This window comes from Undibacterium sp. Tian12W (assembly GCF_049339405.1).
Classification (GTDB): Bacteria; Pseudomonadota; Gammaproteobacteria; order Burkholderiales; family Burkholderiaceae_D; genus Undibacterium.
This window is the reverse complement of record NZ_JBMPPK010000013.1, coordinates 132,907-155,564: the sequence shown is the minus strand read 5'-3', so window position 1 is coordinate 155,564 and position 22,658 is coordinate 132,907. Positions and strand designations below refer to the sequence as shown.

The 22,658-nt window shown below is 51.8% G+C and carries 26 protein-coding genes; 13 read left to right on the top strand and 13 right to left on the bottom strand.

Annotation, left to right across the window (positions count from 1 at the left end; translation table 11 throughout):
* The first annotated feature begins 201 nt into the window (after positions 1-201).
* Complete coding sequence (locus ACO0LI_RS17810; RefSeq protein ID WP_423034208.1) at positions 202-1,032, top strand: APH(3') family aminoglycoside O-phosphotransferase; 831 nt, start codon at positions 202-204, stop codon at positions 1,030-1,032.
* 277 nt (positions 1,033-1,309) lie between these two features.
* Here ACO0LI_RS17810 and ACO0LI_RS17805 read toward each other — a convergent pair whose 3' ends face one another.
* Complete coding sequence (locus ACO0LI_RS17805) at positions 1,310-2,062, bottom strand: SIMPL domain-containing protein (protein ID WP_423034206.1); 753 nt, start codon at positions 2,060-2,062, stop codon at positions 1,310-1,312.
* 412 nt (positions 2,063-2,474) lie between these two features.
* Here ACO0LI_RS17805 and ACO0LI_RS17800 point away from each other — a divergent pair, with 412 nt between their 5' ends.
* The 6 genes from ACO0LI_RS17800 (at position 2,475) to ACO0LI_RS17775 (ending at position 6,495) form a co-directional block, all read left to right on the top strand.
* Positions 2,475-3,701, top strand: coding sequence for an HPP family protein (locus ACO0LI_RS17800; RefSeq protein WP_423034204.1), 1,227 nt, complete (start codon positions 2,475-2,477; stop codon positions 3,699-3,701).
* A complete protein-coding gene (locus tag ACO0LI_RS17795; RefSeq protein WP_423034202.1) occupies positions 3,698-4,180 on the top strand; it encodes a hypothetical protein in 483 nt (160 codons plus the stop codon). The genes ACO0LI_RS17800 and ACO0LI_RS17795 overlap by 4 nt, the downstream gene beginning before the upstream one ends.
* Positions 4,181-4,269: 89 nt before the next feature.
* Positions 4,270-5,076, top strand: coding sequence for a hypothetical protein (locus ACO0LI_RS17790; protein ID WP_423034200.1), 807 nt, complete (start codon positions 4,270-4,272; stop codon positions 5,074-5,076).
* A gap of 84 nt (positions 5,077-5,160) precedes the next feature.
* Positions 5,161-5,535 carry a hypothetical protein gene (locus tag ACO0LI_RS17785; RefSeq protein ID WP_423034198.1) on the top strand — a complete coding sequence of 125 codons (375 nt, stop codon included), beginning with the start codon at positions 5,161-5,163 and terminating at the stop codon, positions 5,533-5,535.
* A gap of 1 nt (position 5,536) precedes the next feature.
* Entirely contained in the window at positions 5,537-5,953 is a 417-nt protein-coding gene (locus ACO0LI_RS17780; RefSeq protein ID WP_423034196.1) for a hypothetical protein, read from the top strand.
* Positions 5,954-6,138: 185 nt separating this feature from the next.
* A complete protein-coding gene (locus tag ACO0LI_RS17775; RefSeq protein WP_423034194.1) occupies positions 6,139-6,495 on the top strand; it encodes a DUF1801 domain-containing protein in 357 nt (118 codons plus the stop codon).
* Positions 6,496-6,679: 184 nt separating this feature from the next.
* Here the strand turns inward: ACO0LI_RS17775 and ACO0LI_RS17770 are convergent, their stop codons facing one another.
* On the bottom strand, positions 6,680-7,174 hold the full coding sequence (locus ACO0LI_RS17770; RefSeq protein ID WP_423034192.1) for a hypothetical protein: 495 nt from the start codon (positions 7,172-7,174) through the stop codon (positions 6,680-6,682).
* Positions 7,175-7,302: 128 nt separating this feature from the next.
* Positions 7,303-7,869 carry a GNAT family N-acetyltransferase gene (locus ACO0LI_RS17765; protein WP_423034190.1) on the bottom strand — a complete coding sequence of 189 codons (567 nt, stop codon included), beginning with the start codon at positions 7,867-7,869 and terminating at the stop codon, positions 7,303-7,305.
* 107 nt (positions 7,870-7,976) lie between these two features.
* Between ACO0LI_RS17765 and ACO0LI_RS17760 the strand changes: the two genes are divergently transcribed.
* Positions 7,977-8,375: a GFA family protein gene (locus ACO0LI_RS17760; RefSeq protein ID WP_423034188.1), complete on the top strand. Its 399-nt coding sequence runs from the start codon at positions 7,977-7,979 to the stop codon at positions 8,373-8,375.
* A gap of 3 nt (positions 8,376-8,378) precedes the next feature.
* Here ACO0LI_RS17760 and ACO0LI_RS17755 read toward each other — a convergent pair whose 3' ends face one another.
* The 4 genes from ACO0LI_RS17755 to ACO0LI_RS17740 form a co-directional block, all read right to left on the bottom strand.
* Complete coding sequence (locus ACO0LI_RS17755) at positions 8,379-8,789, bottom strand: hypothetical protein (protein ID WP_423034186.1); 411 nt, start codon at positions 8,787-8,789, stop codon at positions 8,379-8,381.
* A 55-nt stretch (positions 8,790-8,844) separates the two neighbouring features.
* Positions 8,845-9,519, bottom strand: coding sequence for a GNAT family N-acetyltransferase (locus tag ACO0LI_RS17750; RefSeq protein ID WP_423034184.1), 675 nt, complete (start codon positions 9,517-9,519; stop codon positions 8,845-8,847).
* 412 nt (positions 9,520-9,931) lie between these two features.
* A complete protein-coding gene (locus ACO0LI_RS17745; RefSeq protein WP_423034182.1) occupies positions 9,932-10,459 on the bottom strand; it encodes a demethoxyubiquinone hydroxylase family protein in 528 nt (175 codons plus the stop codon).
* Positions 10,460-10,514: 55 nt separating this feature from the next.
* Positions 10,515-10,943, bottom strand: a complete 429-nt coding sequence (locus tag ACO0LI_RS17740) for a MarR family winged helix-turn-helix transcriptional regulator (protein WP_423034180.1) — start codon at positions 10,941-10,943, stop codon at positions 10,515-10,517.
* 136 nt (positions 10,944-11,079) lie between these two features.
* Between ACO0LI_RS17740 and ACO0LI_RS17735 the strand changes: the two genes are divergently transcribed.
* Positions 11,080-11,883, top strand: coding sequence for an alpha/beta fold hydrolase (locus ACO0LI_RS17735; protein ID WP_423034178.1), 804 nt, complete (start codon positions 11,080-11,082; stop codon positions 11,881-11,883).
* A 17-nt stretch (positions 11,884-11,900) separates the two neighbouring features.
* Here the strand turns inward: ACO0LI_RS17735 and ACO0LI_RS17730 are convergent, their stop codons facing one another.
* Positions 11,901-13,058, bottom strand: a complete 1,158-nt coding sequence (locus ACO0LI_RS17730; RefSeq protein ID WP_423034176.1) for a serine hydrolase domain-containing protein — start codon at positions 13,056-13,058, stop codon at positions 11,901-11,903.
* A 257-nt stretch (positions 13,059-13,315) separates the two neighbouring features.
* Between ACO0LI_RS17730 and ACO0LI_RS17725 the strand changes: the two genes are divergently transcribed.
* From ACO0LI_RS17725 to ACO0LI_RS17715, 3 genes are all read left to right on the top strand, one after another.
* Positions 13,316-14,647 carry a hypothetical protein gene (locus tag ACO0LI_RS17725; protein ID WP_423034174.1) on the top strand — a complete coding sequence of 444 codons (1,332 nt, stop codon included), beginning with the start codon at positions 13,316-13,318 and terminating at the stop codon, positions 14,645-14,647.
* 457 nt (positions 14,648-15,104) lie between these two features.
* A complete protein-coding gene (locus ACO0LI_RS17720) occupies positions 15,105-17,231 on the top strand; it encodes a S9 family peptidase (protein ID WP_423034172.1) in 2,127 nt (708 codons plus the stop codon).
* Positions 17,232-17,392: 161 nt separating this feature from the next.
* A complete protein-coding gene (locus ACO0LI_RS17715; protein WP_423034170.1) occupies positions 17,393-17,749 on the top strand; it encodes a hypothetical protein in 357 nt (118 codons plus the stop codon).
* A 324-nt stretch (positions 17,750-18,073) separates the two neighbouring features.
* Here ACO0LI_RS17715 and ACO0LI_RS17710 read toward each other — a convergent pair whose 3' ends face one another.
* The 4 genes from ACO0LI_RS17710 to ACO0LI_RS17695 all read right to left on the bottom strand — a co-directional run bounded on the left by ACO0LI_RS17710 (position 18,074) and on the right by ACO0LI_RS17695 (position 20,986).
* Entirely contained in the window at positions 18,074-19,168 is a 1,095-nt protein-coding gene (locus ACO0LI_RS17710) for an SMP-30/gluconolactonase/LRE family protein (protein WP_423034168.1), read from the bottom strand.
* A gap of 112 nt (positions 19,169-19,280) precedes the next feature.
* Entirely contained in the window at positions 19,281-19,949 is a 669-nt protein-coding gene (locus ACO0LI_RS17705) for an O-methyltransferase (RefSeq protein WP_423034166.1), read from the bottom strand.
* A 49-nt stretch (positions 19,950-19,998) separates the two neighbouring features.
* Positions 19,999-20,511 carry a hypothetical protein gene (locus ACO0LI_RS17700; protein ID WP_422954029.1) on the bottom strand — a complete coding sequence of 171 codons (513 nt, stop codon included), beginning with the start codon at positions 20,509-20,511 and terminating at the stop codon, positions 19,999-20,001.
* 4 nt (positions 20,512-20,515) lie between these two features.
* Positions 20,516-20,986 (bottom strand): YbaK/prolyl-tRNA synthetase associated domain-containing protein, encoded by a 471-nt coding sequence (locus ACO0LI_RS17695; RefSeq protein ID WP_422954030.1) that lies wholly within the window; start codon positions 20,984-20,986, stop codon positions 20,516-20,518.
* Positions 20,987-21,158: 172 nt separating this feature from the next.
* Here ACO0LI_RS17695 and ACO0LI_RS17690 point away from each other — a divergent pair, with 172 nt between their 5' ends.
* Complete coding sequence (locus ACO0LI_RS17690; protein WP_423034164.1) at positions 21,159-21,812, top strand: hypothetical protein; 654 nt, start codon at positions 21,159-21,161, stop codon at positions 21,810-21,812.
* A 62-nt stretch (positions 21,813-21,874) separates the two neighbouring features.
* On the opposite strand, the gene ACO0LI_RS17685 is transcribed toward ACO0LI_RS17690, so the two are convergent.
* Positions 21,875-22,606, bottom strand: coding sequence for an ATP-grasp domain-containing protein (locus ACO0LI_RS17685; protein WP_423034162.1), 732 nt, complete (start codon positions 22,604-22,606; stop codon positions 21,875-21,877).
* Positions 22,607-22,658: the final 52 nt, after the last annotated feature.

Sequence of the window (22,658 nt, the reverse complement as noted above, 5' to 3'; positions counted from 1 at the left end):
CCTTTGCGCTGTTTTTTCTTGTCTGCCGACAAGTGCAGGCTTACTTTATTGCCAAGTAAAACAGGCGGCTATGGAGAAAAGATGGATTGTAAAAGCAGGGGAATGAAATGCAAAAATCGCAGACAGATGGCGAGACCCTGGATGGCAGGGCAAAGCAAATTTGAATAAGAAACTTGAAATAAGCTGTGCCGCCCAAAGATCATGGACACCAGTAAACCAGAACAGCAGCCCATGCACCCTATGCACCAGCTACCACCCACCATCACTCATTTCATCGCCAACGCCACCCTGATTGCTGATGACATTGGCGAATCCCCCAGCAATGTATATCGCTTCAGCAAAGGCGGCGAACACTTCTTCCTCAAGACTTCGTCACCTGTGCTGGCATCCACCACTTATAGCATCAAACGCGAAGCGCAGGCGCTGCAATGGCTGAGCGGGCGCCTAGGTGTGCCTGAACTGGTGGCGGTGGCTGACAATGAACACGGCGAAGCCATGATCACCCGCGCCGTGCCTGGCGTGCCCTTGTCAGCGCGGATAGAAGCCGGGCAGCCAGTCAGCCATTTATTTATCGAAGCCCTGCGTCAGTTGCAAGCCTTGCCCACGCATGGTTGCCCGCTGCATGCAGGCGCCGCCATGCGCTTGCGCGAGCTTGAATACCTGGTCAGCCAAAACCTGCATGCGCAAGAGTATGAGCTTGATCAATGGCCGGGCCTGCACAGCGTGCAAGACCTGATCAACTTGCTGCACGCGACCCTGCCAGCAGAAAATCCGCAAGACCTGGTTTTTGCCCATGGTGATCTCGGTGACAGCAATGTGTTTGTCGATGAGCACGACCAGCTCTATTTCATCGACCTGGGCCGCGCAGGCCTTGCCGACCGCTGGATGGACATCGCCTTTGCCCACCGCAATCTGCGTGAAGAAGTGTCTGACAAAGTGGCGGATGAATTCCTGGCTTCACTTGCCTCGTTAGGTTACGCAGATGCGCCAGCGAAGCGGGAGTTTTATATGCAGTTGGATGAATTGTTTTAGTGGTGTGGAAAGCGTGAGCAGATGTCGATAATTTTGCGAAAATTCCCTGCATAGCGTCAGACCGGGCATTTGATACAAAAAACGGTGCGCACGGCGCACCCTACTGGCTGCCATGCATTGTCTGATTGAGTGAGCGAATTTATTTTCTGTGCCATCTCTGTGGCTCAGTTACTCTATGGCGAGATTCTTGGTATTAAATTGGGTGTATTTGAGACATTTCGAAATAGCCCTATCCAGTAGGGTGCGCCATGCGCACCGCATCCTGACCAATTTTATATCAACGCTCTATCCCATATTCTATCGTCACCACCACCCGCGCGACCTTGTCTATCGTGGTCTTATCATAGGTACCGCCGTATTCATCTGCACTGGTTTCTGTGCCGACTGGCAGGATATAAAACGCCCCCTGCGAGGCAGAGCGCATGCTGCCTACCTTGACTGCACCATACTTGGCAAATTCAGAGGCGCGCTTGTTGGCGTTTTCGGTGGCGGCACCTATCAGTGACATCTTGATGTCTTCGAGTTTTGATACCAGGTATTGCGGTGCGCTGTGGAATACTGGCTGGCCATCCGCTTCGAGTTGCAGGGCAGCGCGGCTGACGTTCGTTACCTTGGTCAAGTCCTTCGATGTGACCAGTATGCTTTGCGTGGCCTTGTAGCCGCGCTGCACCTGGCGGTTGCGGCCATCGGGCAAATCTTCTGTAACCATATTGGGCTCTACGGCTTCTTCTGATTCTTTCAGCGCAGTTTTTTCAAAGCCTTGCTTACCCAGGAATTCATCAAGCACAGGGCGTGATTTGCGCAACTTGGCCAATGCCTCGGCAAAGCTGGGTGCCACTACCGTTACGCCTATACGCCATTCCGCATAATCAGCTTGCACAGGTTTTTCTGCCAGACCTTTGACCGAGATACTTTGCTTGCCCGCACCGATATGCCTGGCCTGCATGCCAAAGATAAAAGCCGCAGCCGACATGCCCAGGGCCAGCAAGACGCCGAGTATGACCAGGGCACGGGATAAGTCTTTGTTCATTGTATTCTCCAGAAATGACAGGGCATGAAGCAGGTATTTGTGCATTGCAAAAGCACGGTGTTAACATACTCCAACAAAGCAATTATTTTCCCTATACACTTTGCACTTTGTTGCAAAATAAAATGAGGACTCATTTCATGATTGGGAGTGAGTGCGAACGATGTGAGTCGGGATGCAGTGCAAGGCCTTAGGTGTGTACCTTGTGCAGCTAAGGCTGGGCGCCTTAGCAAAAGGCACAACGCAGCAATGCGCCCGAATCGCCCGTTCCCGTAGGGTTTGCCTCGTAACGCTGGTCAGATTGCTGTGGCCCGCGGCAAACAGGCGAATGATTTCGCAGCTACGTACGTCTTGTCGGTTAAAGTTATGAGGCAAACGCACCTCACTCCTAATTATGAAATGAGTTCTACACGCCATGCAAAGAAAATGGTCTACTCTGGAGAGCCTGCTAGCCTGGCTCAAAACTTTTGCGCCTGCGCAAATAGGTACCGACAATCGCGAACGCCTGCGCGCCTGTGCCGGCATGCTGGCCGGGCTGTTACTGACGGGGCTGGCGACCAGGGCCATGCTGGGTTCAATCGACAAGCTTGCCGCCATCCCCATGTTGCTGGCACCGATAGGTGCTTCTGCCGTCCTGTTGTTTGGCGTGCCTGCCAGCCCGCTGGCGCAGCCGTGGTCTGTTGTCGGTGGCAATATGTTGTCGGCCCTCGTGGGGATGTTGTGCGTACATCTGTTCGGGCCGTCGATGGCGACGGCGGCACTGGCGACTGCGCTGGCAGTGGCGGCGATGTTCCTGCTGCGCTGCCTGCATCCGCCCGGTGGAGCGGTGGCGCTCACCGCTGTGCTCGGCGGGCCGGTGATACTCGGCCTTGGTTACCAGTTTGTGCTGATTCCTACCGGTATCAACTCTATCTTGCTTGCGCTGTTCGCGCTGGCGTATAACAATGCCACAGGTCGCCGCTACCCGCATGCGGCACAGCCTGATCATTCCAGTAAACATGGCACCGGCGATGTGCGGCCAATAGACCGCCTCGGTTTTCAGTCGCGCGACCTTGATGAAGTGCTGCAAAAATACAATCAGGTGCTTGATATCAGCCGTGATGATCTTGAATCCCTGTTCCTGCAAACTGAGATGCATGCCTACCGCCGCCGCTTTGGCGAAATCACTTGCGCCGACATCATGTCCAAAGACCTCGTCACAGTAGAGTACGGCACCACGCTCGAAGAAGCCTGGACGTTGCTGCGCAAACACAGGATCAAGGCCTTGCCCGTCATCGACAAGGCACGCCGCGTCATCGGTATCGTCACCCTGGTCGATTTCATGAAAAATGCCAACCTCGACGTCTATGAAAAGTTTGATGAAAAACTGCGCCAGGTATTGCGCCGCACCCGCCTCATGCACTCGACCAAGCCAGAAGTCGTTGGCCAGATCATGAGCCACCCGGTGCGTACCGCCCGCCATGACATGCACATCGTCGAGCTGGTACCGCTGCTGTCTGACCAGGGACTGCACCATGTCCCCATCATCAATGAAGAACGCCGTTTGACGGGCATGCTCACGCAATCCGACCTTGTCGCGGCTTTGTACAGGGGGAAACTGGCGGATACTGAAACTGAAGTGCAAGCACAGACCAAGCAATGAAAGCATATACACCCACCATATTTGCCTTGCGCCAGTTGCTGTACAGGGCTATCCCACTTGCCGTATTCTTGCTGATCATGCTGGGCAGTTACCTGCTGATAGGCAAACTGCTTGATACCATCTTCATTATTTTCGCGTCAGCCGGGCTGGCACTGGCCTACCTGGCCTGGTTTATCTCTGCATATTCAAAGGGCCTGATCGATACCCCAAGGCGGCAATGGCAACTGGCATTCGGGCATGCGACAATCAACATCAATGCAGTATGGGGGCGCACCGTGATTGACCTCAATGCCGTCAAGAAAATTGTCCTGGTCAGTGATGATAATTGGGACCAGATCATAGGCATGGAAGTGCAATGCCTGAAACTGGTCCTAGTCAATGGGTTTTCCATTATTATTCCCGGCAGCTCTGCTAATTTTGATAGTACGCTGGAAGCGATCAGACAAACCAGGCAGGTGGAAGAGGTGCTGGTCAATTAGAATGCCGGGCAAACCCGCAATACCTCAGACATACTGAGCGAGTGTCAAAATGAGATTGTGGATGTTCATGATTATGATGAGGAGTAAGCGTGAAGCAATTTATTTCAAGTATGGAAAACGACGTTCAAGATAAAAATTCTCTGGCTTGGAAAAAGCTTTGCGACTATGTTGATGAATTGGCGATGAGCGGGCATGATGAGTTTTCTCCACGTGACTTTTTAGGCGCTGAGCTTTTTTCCCAGATACATACCTTGCCTGCAACTATCGCCAAACTGGACAAGGTCAAAAAAATCTGGCTCTATGGCAGCAAACTGAAAAGAATTCCTCCAGAAATAGGTGGCATGACCGCCCTTGAATTTTTCGATCCTTACACTTCATATGACCTGCACTGGTTTCCATATGAGATAACGCAGTGCAAAAACCTGGTATCGAGCCGCATCAGTACGCGAGCCTTGTATGGGAATTATAAGTTCAGAACGCCATTTCCTCGTCTGGATCACAATCCTGTCAGATATGACGGCGATATGCTGAAATGCAGTATCTGTAAAAAAACGATCAGCTATGCAGAAACGAATCAACTATGGATCAGCCTGAGAATTGGCACTGATACCGTCCCTTTGCTGGTCAATGCCTGTTCAACGCACTGTGAAGAACAATTGCCAACGCCGCCAGAAAATTATGTGCAATACCCGCATAAGGGCGGAAAATCGCTGCAGCAGCCGCCAGACGTAGAGACCTTCGTAAAAAGCGAAATACTGCGCAGGAGGAATGAAAGTGCCGTGCCAGTATCGCAGACAAGCACGCAGGATGCCAATGTGCTGGATGGCAGTAAATTCAAGGCAGACGCCATGGCACTCAAACCTCTTAACCTGGTTGTGAAGATTTGGGATAAGTAAAATGTTATTCCCAAGCATATACCTATACAAGCTGCCAACACTTCAAAACAAAATGTTGATCTTGATGGATTTTAATTCTCCCTGATGAACCACACTGTACGCCAACTTACTCAAATTACCCTGATAGCACTGCTCACATGCAGCGCTATCGCATGGGCATCTGGCGGCACCGGCGAATACACCCTCAATTGGCCAGTGCGCGGCGAACTACTGGCCTATCATTCCAGCGGCTGCGCAGATGCCTGCTGGGTCGCCGAGGTGCGCAAAAAATCCACCCGCCAGGTTAGGGCGCGTTTGCGTTGTGGTGGTGATCAACTGTATTTTTCAAGAGCAGGTAAAGGCAAGGAGCAACTGCTGTCTGAGGGCTGTGCAAGCTACAATGACAGTAATGACAAACCCAGACTTATTTCTGAGAAGTTGATGATGCTGCTCCAACACAAACACCTGCATCCGGCCTGATATGCGTTTCAAGATATCTGTACTGCCGTTAATGGCTACACTTTTCATCAGCGCTACCAGTATGGCCGCCAATGAGGCCTCACTTTTTGGTCGTTACGAATTCAAGACCGATACACAAAGCCTGGAAACGCTGGGTGGGCTGGTTTGCTTTTATCCCTCAACAGCATCATCCACACTCTTGCACTCGCCTGACGATATGCCAGTAAGCTGGTTTTGTTTCAAAAATGAAGTAGCATCAAAGAAAATGCTTGGCATTCCCACTCGTATCAAAGGAAAAAAATGCGGTATATCAGGTCATGCTACAGTCATAGTCAGCGATCGCGTATCCATGAGTGAAAAAGATGACTTGTATTTGACAAACCTGGTGGCCGTGATTAAGCACTCGGTACACAAGAAATTGGTTTGTGGCGGTTCATAAATACAGCTACTCAGGCGGTGTTTTTAATGTTGCTTAGATTCTTGATTGCGCATGGATACCAGAGTGTATTGCGCGATCATTTGGCATATTTTGTATGGTGCGCCGTGTGCACCATATAAACCATATGCACCACGTGCATCAATTGCGGCAATCCTGACACCGCACATGAATAGGGAGCAGACCTCATGAGTACAGAAAGAATCGACAAGCTGCTGCAAGACATACGCATGCTTAATGAAGAGAATTATGCGCTGGTACAAAGCCTGCGCGAAATGATCCTTAAGCTTGATGAGGGCGTGAGCGAAGATGTCAAATACGGTGGTCTGCTGTTTTCAGCAGCGCGGTCATTTTGCGGTGTTTTTTCTTACAAAAACCATGTGACGTTGGAATTTGGCCTGGGCGCATCCCTGCCTGATAAATACAAGAAGCTCGAAGGCGAGGGCAAGTACCGCCGCCATATCAAACTGACTTCTGAGCAGGACATCAGCGATAAACATGTACATGCTTATTTGCTGCTGGCCTTGAAGGCGGCGAGCGAGTAGCCGTGAGTTGTACCGCGATGGCCGTAAAAGGATAAGCGTAGGGCGCATTGCAATGCGCCGCATGTGTGCGTGTTGTACGGCACAAATATTCCCCCCCGAATGCGGTGACCTCATACGGCGCATTACAATGCGCCCTACATCACGGCGATGATTTGGGTATTAGAGTACCGTACGATGGTGAAAACTACGCAAGGACAGATTCTTTAAATAACCTCAGACCCTTACGTAGCGTCTTGCGTATAATTTTTAACTGACCCTTAGTCCAGAATGGTAGATATTCTTTGTTGGGAGGTGTCAACGCAGACAAATTACTTCCCCATACTAACTTGAGATAAATACGGTTGCTTAATCGCTGGTTACGGTCGAACCGTTGGTTGCAAGAGCGGGCTACATCGTCAAATAAGTTCCATGCATTTAACATATCTTGACAGGCCGTCGGTGTCGTTATTGCGCCAGTTAACTCTGCGGTCATTGCGTCAAGGTCAAACAACAACGGTTCATTGACCTGAAGGCTCAATTCATGTTGATGGGTGTAACTCTCTATCTCTGCAATTGTTTTGAAGCGCAGTGCTTTTTTAAAGGCACTGGTGACTACATGATTTTTTGGTGAGTCATACCACAAGAGGTAGGCATCTTTTCCTGCAAGGCGATACCAGCAAGGATAATAAATATGATTCATTTGAATTAATCAAAATAAGTGTGTAGTCACCATGCGCTATTAATGAGCAGGATCTACAAGCTGCTCACCTCCATCTGGTACGACAATGATACTCAGCCGATATTTAGGCGCCGCACGCGCAAACCTAATTATTGGTCCTCGCCCCGCTTCACCCAATCACTACGCAGCAAGCCATAAATCGCCGAATCCGACACGACGTCGTCGATGATCCAGCGTTCGCGCAGATAGCCTTCGCGGATGAAACCCAATCTTTCGAGTGAGCGGGCGGAGTTGATATTGTCCGGGTGGATGTCGGCGTCGATGCGGTTGAGGTTTAATTCATTGAAGCCATAATTAAGCAGGGTCACCAGGGCTTCGTTCATATAGCCCTGGCCCCAGTAAGTTTCATCCATGTCGTAGCCAATCTCGGCGCGGCGGCAGCCTTCGTCAAAATGGAACAGGATGCAACTGCCCAGAAACACCTTGTCAGTCTTGCGTATCAAGGCCAGGCGCAGCAAATCGCCCCTGACCATGGCGGCCTGATCCCGTTCGACCATGCCAGTGGCCTGGGCAAGTTCTGTCCATGGTGCGGTGGTCATATAGCGCATGACCTTGGCTTTGGAACGCATGCGCAGGATGGCGGCGGCATCGTCCATGCACAGGGGGCGCAGGTGCAGGCGGGGGCTGTCTAACGTGACCTGGTTAAAGGCGGGCATGATAAGTCTCCTAAGTGGATAGCAGGCAGATTATAACCGCGCACCAATGAACTGCACTTCAATAAAGTCTGTGTACAATAACAGGCCACCTACACAAATAAAACATCATGAAAACCTATCACGGCAGTTGCCATTGCAAGGCCATACGTTTTGAAGCGGACATCGATCTGGCCGATGGCAGCATGCGTTGCAATTGCAGTTTTTGCCTGAAGATACGTTGCTGGGCAACAGTCGTAAAACCAGAGTCTTTTCGCCTGCTGGCAGGTGAATCTGAGCTCAGTGAATATCAATTTGGCGCAAAGAACGAACAACACTTTTTTTGCAAGCATTGCGGCGTGCGTCCGTTTGGCATTGCTCATTCACCCCGACGCGGCAAATTCTATGGCGTCAGCGTGAGCTGTCTTGATGATGCCAGCATTGCAGAACTGGCGGCAGCACCGGTGACCTATGTCGATGGTATCAACGATAATTGGGATACGCCGCCAGCAGTAAGCTCTCATCTATAGTGTCTATACAGGCCTGGTGATAAGGGTTTTGATGCCGTGTGAGCCGACCGTATGTTCCCTGATTTGTATGGCAGGAGCATACATGGACCAAATGAGCAGGATGAGGATCATGAATTCGATCATAGCCAGCGCAGCAAATGCGATGCTGCCTTGGCGCCTTGCATGCGGATGCGTGAAGTTGAAAGTACAAAACAGCCATATCGCCAGACATGGAATGACCGCACACCACAACAACTGTGGATAGCTTTCAAACAGGCGTGTGAATGCATTCATTTGCTCCCGGGGGAAATAGATATGCACATCACGAAATGCGGGAACAAAAAAAGTCCCGGCCAGGCCCAGCAATAGCGCAAAAACACTGGCGCAAATGCCATTTGTCCAGAAAAAAAACGGATGCTGTTTCAGGTTTTGCATTTACTTGCGCCATTCTGCTGGTGTCTCGTCTCCATTCATTGTTGCTAGCCCACGCTCACTCCACCAGCACAGCCGCCGTCATTTCAGAAGCCAGTGTCCAGCCCATGGCGGTGTAGAGCGCACGGCCTTCATCGGTCGCCACCAGAATGCCGGTGGATGCCGCTTTGCTGCACGCATGGTTGGCCAGGCTTTGCATGATGGCAAAGGCCAGGCCACGGCGGCGGTGCGCGGGTTCGGTGACGATCTGGTCAAACACGGCATATTGCTTGTAGATGGCCATGCGGCCCGTCGCGGCATGGTGGCCTTCGCTGCTGCAGGCGCGGGCGGTGACAGCATCGCCATCTTCAATGAGGTTGATGTGATAAGCCTCAGGCATGGTGACTGCCGTCGGGGCGATGGGTTTGCTCATCAAATATTCCAGCGGTTTGACCTTCCAGCGTGGCGTCAAGATGCCCGCGACGCTGCTGTGCGGAGCGCATACCTTGAGCCAGGTATCTGGCGTATCGAGCTCTTGCGCGAGTTTTTGTATGGCACTCAGGACATGGCCCTGCAAGACATAGCGCTCCAGATGGCCGGGCAGGCCTACCTGTATGCGATAGCCAAAATCGGCCAGCGGTATGGGGGCATCAGTGCCACGCGAAATCGTCCAGCCATGTGCCCAGGCGCCGAGCAACTGGTCAGTATTGGCTGTGTCTCCAGCAGTGCCACTTGTAGAAATAGGGTTGTGCATATCAGCCTCTGCTTGTATCAAGATAATGATCTATCCAAAAAGCAATTTACTGCATTATGTTGCCTTTAAGTAAATATATCAACTATTTGTCAAAAGCTTAATTAAAATTATTGTGGATGATGCTATTTTGTTAGCCTGCCTCATCAATTTGCCTAGCCTTGTCTGGCAGTAATGCAGGTTACTGTCATAGGTAAAAGCGCATATTGTGCCGGCATATACAGGGTTCTGAGAAGATAGGCGGGGGCGGTCATGACAGCAGGGGTGGCGTTGTAAATATGCAATCAATGTCATAAACCATATGCTGGTTTTTATGCGTTTTTAGCCTGATCTGATACAGGCTTGTGGATGTTTTGCGGTCGGCTGTATCGCGCAGCCTGCGGCATTACACACCATTACACACCATTAGACACCATTAAACACGCATGCCTGTCCAGATAACCGCTTCGGTCGCGCCAGATACAAGGGCTTGCAGGGGTTTTGTGCAAAACGACTTCGTATCCATGTGCGTGGCTGACTGATCATGATGCAATTGTTCTTCAGCGACAATGGAGGCAACGACCTTGCTTGCCGCCTCGTCTATTGTTGCCAGCGCCACGAGTTGCGCCTGCAAGTGGCGCAACACAACGCGCTCAACTGCTACCGTGGTGGCGGCAATGGCGTTGCGGCCAAACAGGCCAGTGATGAATCCCAGTACAAAGCCGCCTGCTGCACATAAAAAAGCGCTGCGGCATGGCGGGCAGGCACGGCGCTGCAATTCTGCTGCAAACAGGGCGCGGTGTTTTTCTTCATGAGCTTTGAACTCGCGCAACTCGGCGAGCATGGCGGTAGCGGTGAAGCGGGCAACAAGAATTTGCCCTGCATAGATGTGTATTGCTCCATACTCACTCGCATGATTGACCTTGAGGATGCGCATTGCATGGGTGCTTGCGTGTGCAGTCATGATTTTCTGTTTGTGCTAAAAGAGAAGGGGCAGCGCCACTGTATCTTAGCCCATCTTACTCCAGACCCGTATCCTCTGCCTCAACCAGCTTGCTCAGCAGCTTAAGCAACTGCTTTTGCTCTGTCGCATTGAGTACGGCAAATTTGTCTGTCAGCACCTGCATGGCGACCTCATTGGCGGTGACGAGCATGCGTTCGCCTTGCTTGTTGAGGAAGTGTTCTATGCGCCGCCCTTCGCCGGGGCGGCGCTCTATAAGGCCTTGCGTGACGAGGCGGTTGGCCAGGGTGCCAAAGGCCTGGTCAGTCTGGAAGGTGGCCAGCGCCAGGTCATGCGATGATGCGCCCGGCATGCGGCCTATGGCGCGCAGGGCATCCCATTGGGCGAGCGTGCTGCCTGCCGCAACCAAAGCTGTTTCGAGTGCGCGGTGCTGGCGGTATTGGGCTTGCTTGACGGCGCGGCCCAGGTATTGGATGTGATTTAGCATGCGGCCAGTCTAGCATAGATGTAAATATACTGATATAAATCAATTTATATAAGCATATTTATATAAATGTGTTTATAAATATGTTTATAATTAAGTCGCTTCATACGATCATCATTTTGCTTTCGGAGTATTCACCATGTCCTACGCACCAGAAACCCATATTGCAGAGTTGCGCCCCGGCCTTTCCATCACTTATGAACAGGCAGGTCAGGGGCAGCCTGTATTGATCTTGCATGGTGGCGGCGGCACCGCCACGGTGGCCGGTATAGCCCGTCATGTATCTGTAAATGCACTGAGCATCCTGCCTACCCACCCTGGCTGGAACGGCACTGCCCGCCCAGACGATATACAGACTGTCGCTGATGTCGCCAAGGCGTATCTGGCCCTACTGGATAAGCTGGACCTGCGCAAGGTCGTCATCATCGGTTCATCGATAGGTGGCTGGATAGCCTCAGAAATGGCCTTGCAAGATACTGCTGACGGTGGCGAGCCGCGCATTGCCCGTCTGGTACTGGTGAATGCCGTAGGCATTCATGTTGATGGCGAGCCTGTTGCTGACCCCTTTGTACTTGGCCCGCGTGGCCTGGCTGAACATGCTTTTCATGAACCAGACAAATTCTTTATCGATCCGTCCAGCCTGCCTGCAGAGCAACAAGCCATGCAGCGTGCCAACATGGCGACCATGCGTATCATCGCCGGCGCACCCTTCATGCATGACCCGCATTTGCGTGCCCGCCTGCAGCAGATCAGCTTCCCAGTGCTGGTAGTATGGGGTGAGAGCGACAGGGTCGTGACCACCGCTTATGGGCAGGCTTTTGCCGCTGCCTTTGCCCACAGCCGCTTTGCACCCGTGCCGCTGGCAGGCCACTTGCCGCATCTGGAACAGCCTGTAAAAACCTTCGAGATCATTGATGAATTCATTACGGCTGGCGATGCATAAGCCCCATCAATGCATGATCAGCAGATGCTGAGGGCCTGACATAAAAAGCCAGACTTCAGCCCCAGCATGGGGAACTGGAATAGCTCAAGCTGGCCGGGGATGATATTTGCCGTTAGTGCCTGCGCCAGTTTCAGGCCCTGGTCACTGCCGGTCAGCAATATCATGGCGTCGCCCGTTGCCGGGGCGGCAATCACAAAGGCGCGGTAGCCATAGTTATTGCCCCAGTGCCAGAGCAGGGGCGCGCGGTCTGTTGTGCTGGTATGTGCAATCCCCCAGCCCAGACCCCATTCCGTGTTGCTGCGCTGGTCTGCCATGACGGGGTGATCGAATATCTGCTTTTGCAGATCAGTATCTTTTAATACCGCCTGCACAAAACGCGCATAGTCGCCAATGCTGGTATGCAGGCTGGCCGCAGCTACCCCTCTCCGATCAGAGCGAAGCCGCGAGGGCAGGGCTTTGCCCTGCAGGCTGCCAGCGATGAGCTGGTTTTGCCATTCTTTAGGTGGTTCATAACTGCTGTGCTGCATGTCCAGTGGCGCAAATACGGCTTGTTGCATCCAGGCCTGCAAGCCCATGCCGGTGATGGATTCAATCGCGGCTTGCAACAACACATAGCCTTCACCAGAGTATTGCCAGCGCGTGCCCGGTTCTGATTCAAATGCCAGCTTGCCGCTTGCCCAGTTGGGCAAGCCTGCAGTGTGCTGCAAGACCATGCGCGCAGTGACTTTTTGCAGGCGCGGGTCAGTGAATGGCTCACGCGGGCTGTTCACTTCTCCAGGTTTTGTCAAATGCTGGTAACCCTGCGGCAGGTATTGCATCAGCGGCTCATCCAGCGCCAGCTTGCCCTGCGCAGCCAGCTTCAGCACCGCATAGGCAAACAGCGGCTTGGAAAGGGATGCTGCCTGAAAAATGCTGCTGGCGTCAGGCATCACAGCATCTTCACAGCCCTTGGCAAACAATGGTTCCTGTATCTGTTGATTGCGGATGTATACCAGCGCAGCCGTGCAGACCTGGTGTTTGCTGGCGAGTTGCTGTAGTTGTTGCAGCTGCTGTCCTTGCTGGATTTTTAAGGGCGTCGCTGCAACCGCATTGTCAGCCGTATCAGCAGCCTGACCAGGAACAGCAAGCAAGAGACTGGCCGCAGCCAAAAGGACGCCGTAGTGTTTATTGATCATGGAGGTAAAAAAGCATGAAGACAAAAAATAGCTGGTCGCAAAATTATACGACATCAAGGGTTTTATGTATTTGTCATGACAAAATGATACAAAAAACATTTCCTGATATTGATAAAAAAGCTATTATTGATGCTAAATTAACCACATTATCGATGTACGCATGAATTGACCACGGCAGACGTATTCGCCTGCCATCGCTCCAGATTTTTTCGCATCGCCCCCTTTTTTCACCATCGTCCAACATTCAGGAGAGCAGCATGGCAGAACTCACGCCAGTTTTTTTGCACAGCATAGACAAGCCGGTACGCTATTACTACGACACCAATGTGGCCAGTTACCCTGGCTGGTCTGAAGGCGAGATTTTCTTCCAGGCGTATAAGGACCAGGCGCCCGGCACCGTCCCCATCTACAGCCATTTTGCCAAAGACCCCGACCGCTTTTACTACGACACCAACAAAGAAAACAATGCGGGCTGGAGTGAAGGCACGGTCGCGTTTTACGCCTATACCAGCGAGCAGAAAGGCACGGTCGCCATTTATCGCCACAACGCCCCCGACCCGGACCGCTATTATTACGACACCAGCAAGGAAAACCACTCAGGCTGGAGCGAAGGCGTCATTGCCTTTTATGCCTACCCGCAAGGCTGGATGTCTGCGATAGACGACAAGGCCCTGCTGTCCATGATCAACCTGCCTGGTACGCATGAATCGATGTCACGTTTTGGCTATGGCTGCGAATGTCAGCAATGGACACTGGCAGAACAATTGCGGCAAGGCCTGCGCGTGTTTGACATACGCCTGCGCTATTTACCGGTTGCCAATAACGAAGTCAATTTCTCTATCCATCATGCCAGTTATTACCAGGAAGCCTTTTTTGATTCCAATACTCCCCACGACCAGGGAACCAAGTATTTTGTGCTCGACGATTGTCTGCAATTTTTAAAAGACAACCCTACAGAATGCGTAGTGTTATTGATCAAGCAGGAAAAAGATGCGCAGGTACGTTCAGTCTTCTACGACGCCTTCTGGAAAATCATTAACAAGCGCAATGGCTACAACGGTAAGACCCTCGACCAGTTATTCTACAAGGACCACACTGTCCCCACATTGAAAGATGCCAGAGGTAAGATCATCTTCGCCTTTGTCGATGGCGATGATGGCACCAACTACCAACTGACCGCACCAGACCGTGGCCTGTACTGGGGCAATATCGATTACCAGGTTGACTGGCGGCACGTACAGTCAGGTCAGCAACCCGGCCTGGATGTAGAAAACCACTGGAAAGATATTAAGGACGCCAAATGGGACAAAATAGAAAAACACCTGGACAAAGCGCTAAGTAGCGGCACCGCGTCTGTGATCTGGTTTGTCACTTATACCTCGGCCAGTCGCGTGCCTGATCTGGGCTATTTTCCTGGCGACTATGCCGCCTACCTGTTACCCAAGGTGCGGGACGATATCTATACCAATTTCATCACCCAGCCCCAAGACCCCTGGGGCGCCTACTTCGGCACCGTGCTCATGGATTTCCCTACCAGAGACATCATCAGCCTCATGGTGCGGGCGGCGATGAAGTATCAGTATGCTTGATCTTTGGAGGCTGTGATCAGCTAAGGTGTATTTAGTAGGGTGCGCCGTGCGCACCATCTGTGCAATCCGCATAGACGTGAATGCGGTGCGCATGGCGCACCCTACAGGTCTTTATCCGCAGGAAAAAAGCGTACCATTCACAATTCTTGAACCAAAAAAATTGCACTGAGACTTTAATGCATATGCGTCTTGCTTTACGCACTCATGCAAATATCTTTGAAGTGTACCTCTCAGTGCCCACTCTGTGTCCCGGAGCCTCTGTATTGAGAGGTCTAGAAGTTCTCAGGGATCATCTCATGCAGACGGCGTACTGCAATGGCCCTGCATCACTGTCCGCAGTTGATACTGCTGATACTCACTTAAAGCATGTCATAATGAAAATACTTTCATTGCGTTCCCGCTGAACCAATGCGTATTTTTCTGCTCTTCACACAAACTGATCTGAACAGGTTTTGACATGCTGCGTCTGTTGTTATTGTTGGCGATTTTCCTTATCCATCCTTTGCCATTGTCAGCGCAAGACACTGATAGTGTGCCCATTGCCAAAAGACAGGCCAACAAAAAAACCTACCACGGTCAGGCTTACATCGATCACTACCACTGGCTTAGCAACAAGCAAGACCCCAGGGTTATGGCTTACCTGCAGCAAGAAAATGCCTATACAGAAAAACAGATGCAGCCTTTGCAGCCGCTGGCGACGCGCCTGTTTGAGGCCAGCAAGGCCAGGGTCAAAGAAGTCGATATGAATTTGCCAAAGCGACATGGGCAGTTTTATTATTATTCACGCATTGAGGCCGGACAGCAGCATCCCTTGCTGTGCCGCCGCGCTGCGCAAGTGGTGGATGGCGTCACGAAATGGGATGAAGCGGCAACAGAAGAAATCCTGCTTGATCTTAACCAGTTGGCACGCCAGCACCGCTATGTGGCGCTTGGCGAATTCCAGGTCAGCCCTGACGGCAGCAAACTCGCTTATACACTGGATTTTTCCGGTGACCTCAGGTTTGAGCTGTTTGTTAAAGACCTTGGCAGTGGCCAGCTCTTGCAGGACCGTGCGCAGCGAGTGTCATCCTTGGCCTGGGCGGCAGACAATCAAACCTTGTTCTATGTCAGTGGCGATGCCGTCACTCTGCGCCCGGATCGCCTCTACCGCCAGCGACTCGGTGGTAAACCTGTGCTGCAATACCATGAAGCTGCGCAGGAATTCAATCTCGCGGTTTATCCCTCCAGTGATGAAAAACTGATTTTCCTCGACGCTTCATCCTACGACAGCAATGAAACCCGGATGCTGCCCGCTGCCACGCCGCAAGTACCCTGGCAGATGATACAGACCAGGCAAAAGGGCTTGCGCTACAGCGTTGCCCATCGTGAGGGCAGGCTGTATATCACCACCAATCTGGACGCAATCAATTTTCGCATTGTCACCGCTAGCGTGACCCAGCCATCAGCACGTTACTGGAAAAATTTTGCTGACTATGACCCTGAAGTCCGGATCGAGAAACTGGATGTCTATCGTGATTTTATGGTCGTTACCGAAAAAAAGCAGGCAGCCACGCGCATGCGGATTTATCTCTTTGCCCAACAGCGCTGGCAAACGCTGGACTTTGATGAGGCAGTCTATTTTGTCGCTGGCATGGATGGCGACGGTTACGAATCGTCTTCTTATCGTATCTCATATCAATCTCCACTGACACCACCCGTGATCTTTGAAGTTGATGTTACCAGCGGCCAGCGCAAGGTGTTAAAGCGCTATGAAATACTTGGCAAGTATGATCCACAACACTATGAAAGCAAGCGTCTGTGGGCCACTGCCCACGACGGGGCGCGAATCCCTTTGTGGGCCGTGTATAAAAAAGGGATAGCCCTTGATGGCAGTGCGCCATTGCTGCTGTATGGCTATGGTGCCTATGGTGAAGCTTCAGACGCCCAGTTTGATGTAGGCCGCATCAATCTGCTGGATCGTGGCGTCATCTATGTAGAAGCTGGCATCAGGGGCGGCAATGACCTCGGCGAGCAATGGCGGGCTGACGGCATGCTCATGAAAAAGAAAAACAGCTTCAGCGACTTTATCGCGGCCTCTGAATATCTGATCGCACAAGGCTGGACCAGCCCCGGCAAACTCATCATCCATGGTGCCAGCGCTGGCGGTTTACTGATAGGTGCAGTCCTCAATGAGCGCCCGGACTTATTTCACGCCGCCGTGCTTGAGGTACCTTTCGTCGATAGCCTCAACACCATGATGAACCCCAAACTGCCACTGACTACGGGCGAATACCTGGAATGGGGCAATCCCAATAACAAGGCCGTGTATGACTACCTGCGCAGTTATGCACCGTATGACAATCTGAAGCCGCAGGCTTATCCGGCCATGCTGGTGCTCGCTGGTCTCAACGACAGCCAAGTACACTACTGGGAACCCGCCAAATACGTCGCCAAACTGCGCAGCCTCAAAACCGACCAGCGCCAGTTGCTATTCAAAACCAATATGCATGCAGGCCACTCAGGTGCATCAGGCCGCTACGACAGCCTGCGCGAACACGCATTTCAACAGGCATGGATGCTGGGGCAGTGGGGGCTGGTGGATTGAGCTGGATGAGATTTTTTGATTGGAGTATTCACCAAAAATTCAATCAGTAGGGTGCGTTGTAATGCACCGCTCTTATTGCCATTTCTTCGGTCTCTTGCGCTATGGAATATGGTGCTGGGCATGTGGTGCGTCAAGACGCACCCTACTGGCTGAATTCAATTATGAAAAATAAAAAACCAAAAAATCAAATGCTTGAAACAATTGAGGTTTTGTTAGAAGTTATTGGCCCCGAGGCAAGTTTAGGAAAAGAAGCTTGGGACGATATAGCCAGTTTAGATATCACTAAAACAGATGGAATTCGTACCTTGGTTAGGAATTATGTACTTCCATATTATTTGGCTTGTTCAGAATCATTCAAAGAGGGATATTTAAATTACCTTGAGAAGCTTTTAGCAGACGATAATGTTGCGTGGGAAGAAATACATATGGATGAATATCCATATATTGAAGATGTGCCGCCAAGGTTATTTTTTTCTATTCTTCATGAAGAAATAAAAGGGAATGGTAAAACGGAGTAGTTTCGCATATGGCCGGGGGTCATAAAGCTGGCGGCACTCATTAGCAACGTAAAATGCTGAGTCATGACAAACAAGCTTGATATTTACTTCTTTATACCTTTGGGCATACCTGCCAATGTTGGTTTATTGTGGGATGTTGCAGATCAATACGGTCTCGAATTTGTCGAAAGCGGTGGATGCTATAGCCTTCCATTGACTGTGGACAGCCAGAAATTTGAATATGAAACGACAAATGACAATGCGCTTATCCGTACCCAGGCAGATTTATTGATCCTGAATGAGGACAGGCGAAAGAAGAGGTGTATTGTAAGTTGCCATTTTACTTTACTTCCCCATCCATCCCAAACCCTTGCCACTGACATTATGAATATACAGCCGGTTCGCGGTTTCTGTCACGCCAGTAACGGTGGGTGAATTGCCGCTGGGGTCTTGCAGGTCGTTGATGACTTTGCCGTCTTCGGTAAAGGCAATGACGTGGCCATAGGCTGGTGGCATTTTCCAGAACAGGCGCGGGATGCGCAAGGCCATGCTACGCAGGTAGGGGCGTTGGGCGGTCTGGTCGAGGAAGTTGCGTTGGCCGGCTAAGCCCAGCCACAGCTTGTCGTCTTTGCCGCGCGTGAGATTGTCCGGGTAGCCGGGCAGGTTATCAAACAGGATGGTTGCTTGTGGCGAGGGTTGGGCCAGGTCCAGTTGTTGGGCTGCAGTCGTGATCTTCCATACCCTGAATTTGCCGCTCTCGGCAACGAGCAGGCTGCTTTCATCACCGCTGAGGGCTATGCCATTGGCGAAGCTCAGGCCCTCGGCGATGACGCGCGCAGACTTTTTCACCGGATCATATTCCAGCACCCGGCCGGTCGATGACTGTTCAAAAATATCCAGCATGGCGGCCTCGTTGGTGCTGCCCCATTGCCTGGGCGTGAAGCGGGTCGATGAATCTGTCAGATAAATCTTGCCTGTCCTGGCAACGACCACAGCATCCGGGAAATGTAATGGCCCGTCTTTGGCAATACCCAACAAAACGCTGATATTGCCGTTGGCAGCGATGGACAATAAACCCTTCCAGGCATCCGCCACGACGAGCTGGCCGTCTGCATCAAAGGCCATGCCCAGCGGCCTGCCGCCGGTAGTGCAAAATACTTCCTGCGCGCTGCCGTCTGGCTGCATGCGCAAAATCTTGCCGCTTTCAACACCGGTGTAGAGCTTGCCATCGGGGCCGATGACGACATGTTCCGGCCCCACTTCGCCTTGCAGGTCTATCGTGTGCAAGTCTTGCAGTTTGGTATTGGCTGCATGCACGCCAGTGTAACCCTGGCTGACAGGAGCCTGCCAGGCGACGGGCGTGATGGGCACGGGCTTCAGGCCCATATAAGCCGCGAAGATGAGGATGAGCGGGAGTGACATTGTGACGATGCGTTTCATGGAGGATGATGTTGATAGCGTGCTGTAGGGTGCGCCATGCGCACCGCTTTTATCTTTACGTAAATTGCTAAAACGGTGCGCACGGCGCACCCTACAAACGATCAGGCAATGGTCAAGCAATCACCAGCGCCATCGAGAAGCCATCATAGCCTTTGCTGCCCACCGTCTGCAAGGCCGTGGCAGACAGGCGCGGGTTGTTCGCCATCAAGTCAAAAAAACTGCGCACGCCCTGTACATTGGCGTCTGTGCTGGCAGGATCAGCCACCGCACCATTGCGCACCACATTATCACCGATGATGAGGGTGCCGGGGCGCGAGAGCTTGATCGACCAGTCGAGATAATGCGGGTTGTTCGGTTTGTCGGCATCGATAAAGATCAGGTCAAACGGATGTATGCCTTCTGCCTCCAGTTGCGGCAGCGTGTCGAGCGCCTTGCCCACGCGTATATCCACCTTGTGCGAGAGGCCGGCACGTTCTATATTCTTTTGCGCAATCGCCGCATTGTGCGGGTTGAATTCCAGCGACACGACCCGCCCATCTTCTGGCAGGGCACGCGCCAGCCAAATCGTGCTGTAGCCACCGAGGGTACCAAATTCCAGCACCGTCTTTGCACCCTGCAGTTTGGCCAGCAAGTGCAAAAATTTGCCCTGATTTGGTGCCACATGATGCTGCGGCAAATCGCCTGCATCACTGTCTTGTAGCGATGCATTCAGCACAGGGTCGCCAGGGATCAGGCGTTCACAAAAATAATCATCAACTGCAGTCCAGGTGGTTTGTTGCATTGCTTGTCCTTGGGGGAGAGTAGAAAATTTAAAAACGTGATAATGATGTTCAGTCGTGTTGATAAAGCCATTGTCTTTTCTCGAAATCGTAATTCCAACCCGAAAAAGGCGCAAAGCTAGTTGCATAGAATAGAAAAGGTCCGTTTTTTCCATTCAGGTAAAAAAGCATATGGGGACGCTTACCTTGATGCGCCAGTGCTGGAATATCGTTCAGGCTGAGAGGCAGTTTTCCATGCAATTTGTAATATTGTTCCAGTTCACCGGCGATGTGATCGGCATACACCCTGGCTTTATCATCTTTGTATTTATGCACCATGTTAATGGTCATGAAGGCCAACACGATCAGGACACAAAGGAGGATATATTTATGACGCAGTTTGCTCGTGCGCCAGTTGAAGGCGCATTGGACGATGGCGTATAGCAGGCTGGGTAAAGCAAGCAGATATATTGCGAAGCCAAAGTAGTCCTGGCTGCAGAACCAAGTGATAAGCACCCATATCGCGATCAGATAAGGATGACGCTTGATCAGTGACCACAAAGGCGCAAGCCGGGTGAGCTGCATTGCATCAAGCCGCACAAATATCATGCAGCATCGGTTTGGCTATGCGCAGATAATCTTCTGTATTCAAAATGATGGAGGTATCCAGCCGCCCCGCATTGAAAGCGATCTCTGCATAACGTGCGACCAGAGTAGGGTCCAGCACCAGTGCAATGTCATCAGAAAATACAAAAGGCGGTATCGCACCGATGACGCAGCCGGTTTTTTCCATCGCTGCTTCAGGTGCAGCAAAGCTGGTTTTCCTGACCTGCATGACGGCCGCCAGTTTTTTGAAATCGATCTTCTGGTCACCAGGCAGAATAGCCAAAATCAGTTTCGCAGATTCATCCTTGCTCTGGCACAGCATGGCCTTGGCACCCTGGCCAACTTCTGTACCACGTATGGCAGCGACTTTTTCAGATTGGCCCTCGGCAGGGTGCTCAACAACACGGAAGCGGGCATTGTGGGTTTGCAGCAGAGTTTTTAATTGGTCGAACATGGTGTCACCTTGGTGCATTTGATTTGCACTTGACTCAGGAAATGGATGGAATACTAATATAGCACGCGCTACTATTGTCGTATGATTTCTGCATGCAAGAAAAATAAGTTCAATGGAACTGTTTTGTCATAGCCAATGTCCAACACCCTGTTTCCATGTTGAAGACGAGTTGATGCAAGAACGTAAGCTTATCCTGCCGAATCAGGCTGCCTGGCAGTCAGTGTTCTCTTTCGTCATTGCCTGTCTGATCACCGCCTTGTTATTGTTCCAGCTTGTGCGGCCCTGGCACAAAAAACCAATGTCAGAAACTGGCTACATCACTCTCGACTTATCATTCATGCCCAAGGCTATTCCCAAGACCCCAAGTGCAGACGCCGGGCCTGTCAGCAAAAAAACCGACATCTCCAAAATGCGGGAACGCGAAACCCGGCAAACCCGGCAGCGGGCCAGCCCCAGCGCGCAGCAAGCTGCGCAAGCCATTACGCTACCGGCAGCAGAACCGTCAAGGCAAGACCTTGGCAAAGATGTATTCACCGAAGAAAAATCGACGGCATCATCGGGCTTGCGCACAGATAAAGACGCCATTGCCCGTGCCTATGCCGATAGCCGTAGCGACCTGCAAAAACTGGCTAGCCGCTCCGGCCAGCCGCTGGAAGCCACAGAGCGCAGCCCCATACGCAAATTCGGACACGAAGTTAGCAAGGCTCAAATCACTGATTGCATCAAGCCCAATCCCGAAGGCATCACCATAGGTCAGACTACCTACAAAGGCTATTTCGCCGCCGCTGCGCTGGCCTATAACGCGGTGACAGGGCAGTGCAAGTGATGTCAGGCATGCACGCAGGAGCAGCTTTGGCCGCGAAGTATGTTGGGATTTGACTTGAGAGCTTAAATCTTGACAGAAGCATGCCGCAATACTTCCAGCACCCTGGCAGGATCGCAACCATAAATGCCCGCACCCCATGCCGCATTTTGTTCCACGCAGGCCCATGCACCGCCAGCCAGCATGCCGGCATCGATGACGCAGGCATCGGGTAAATCGACGCGTTCATCTGCCAGCAGGGTGTGCATGAATGCCTTTAGCGCGTTGTCTTCATCCATCGTGCTGGCGAACTCTGTTTCCCGCTGAACATCACCAAAGCGGGAATAGAGAGAGTAGGTGACTAATTGGCGCTGCAATATAAAACAGCGAAATTCTTTTTCCCACTGGACGACCTCTGACACCAGCACCGGCATGTCGTCATCATACTCAAGCGGCAGGCTGGCACCGGTATATACCTCTGCCGGAAAACTCTTGTCATTGGGTGGCTTGATAAAAGCAGGCTTTGTCAGTTGGCGTGCCTGCCCCAGAGTTTGCATGCTGATCTGACGGTGTTTGTATTCCATGGGCAGGCGCACCAGCCAGTCTTCTGGCGGGCTCAGCAGGCGTATGCCCAGTTGCTCTGCCAGCGTCGGGCCAAACAGGGCCTCGCCATACAATACCGCTTGCTCAAGGTTTTGCAAGTGCTCAGGTACCCGCCAGTTCGTCAGGCGCTGCACCTGCCAGCCCAATGCACCTGCTGCTTTCCACAAGGCTTGTGAGTCGTCGGTATAGCGCGGGGTGAAAATCAGCGTGGGCATGGTGTGGAATTTTTAAGAGTGAAAAACTATACACTTGAATGGCAAAGACAGA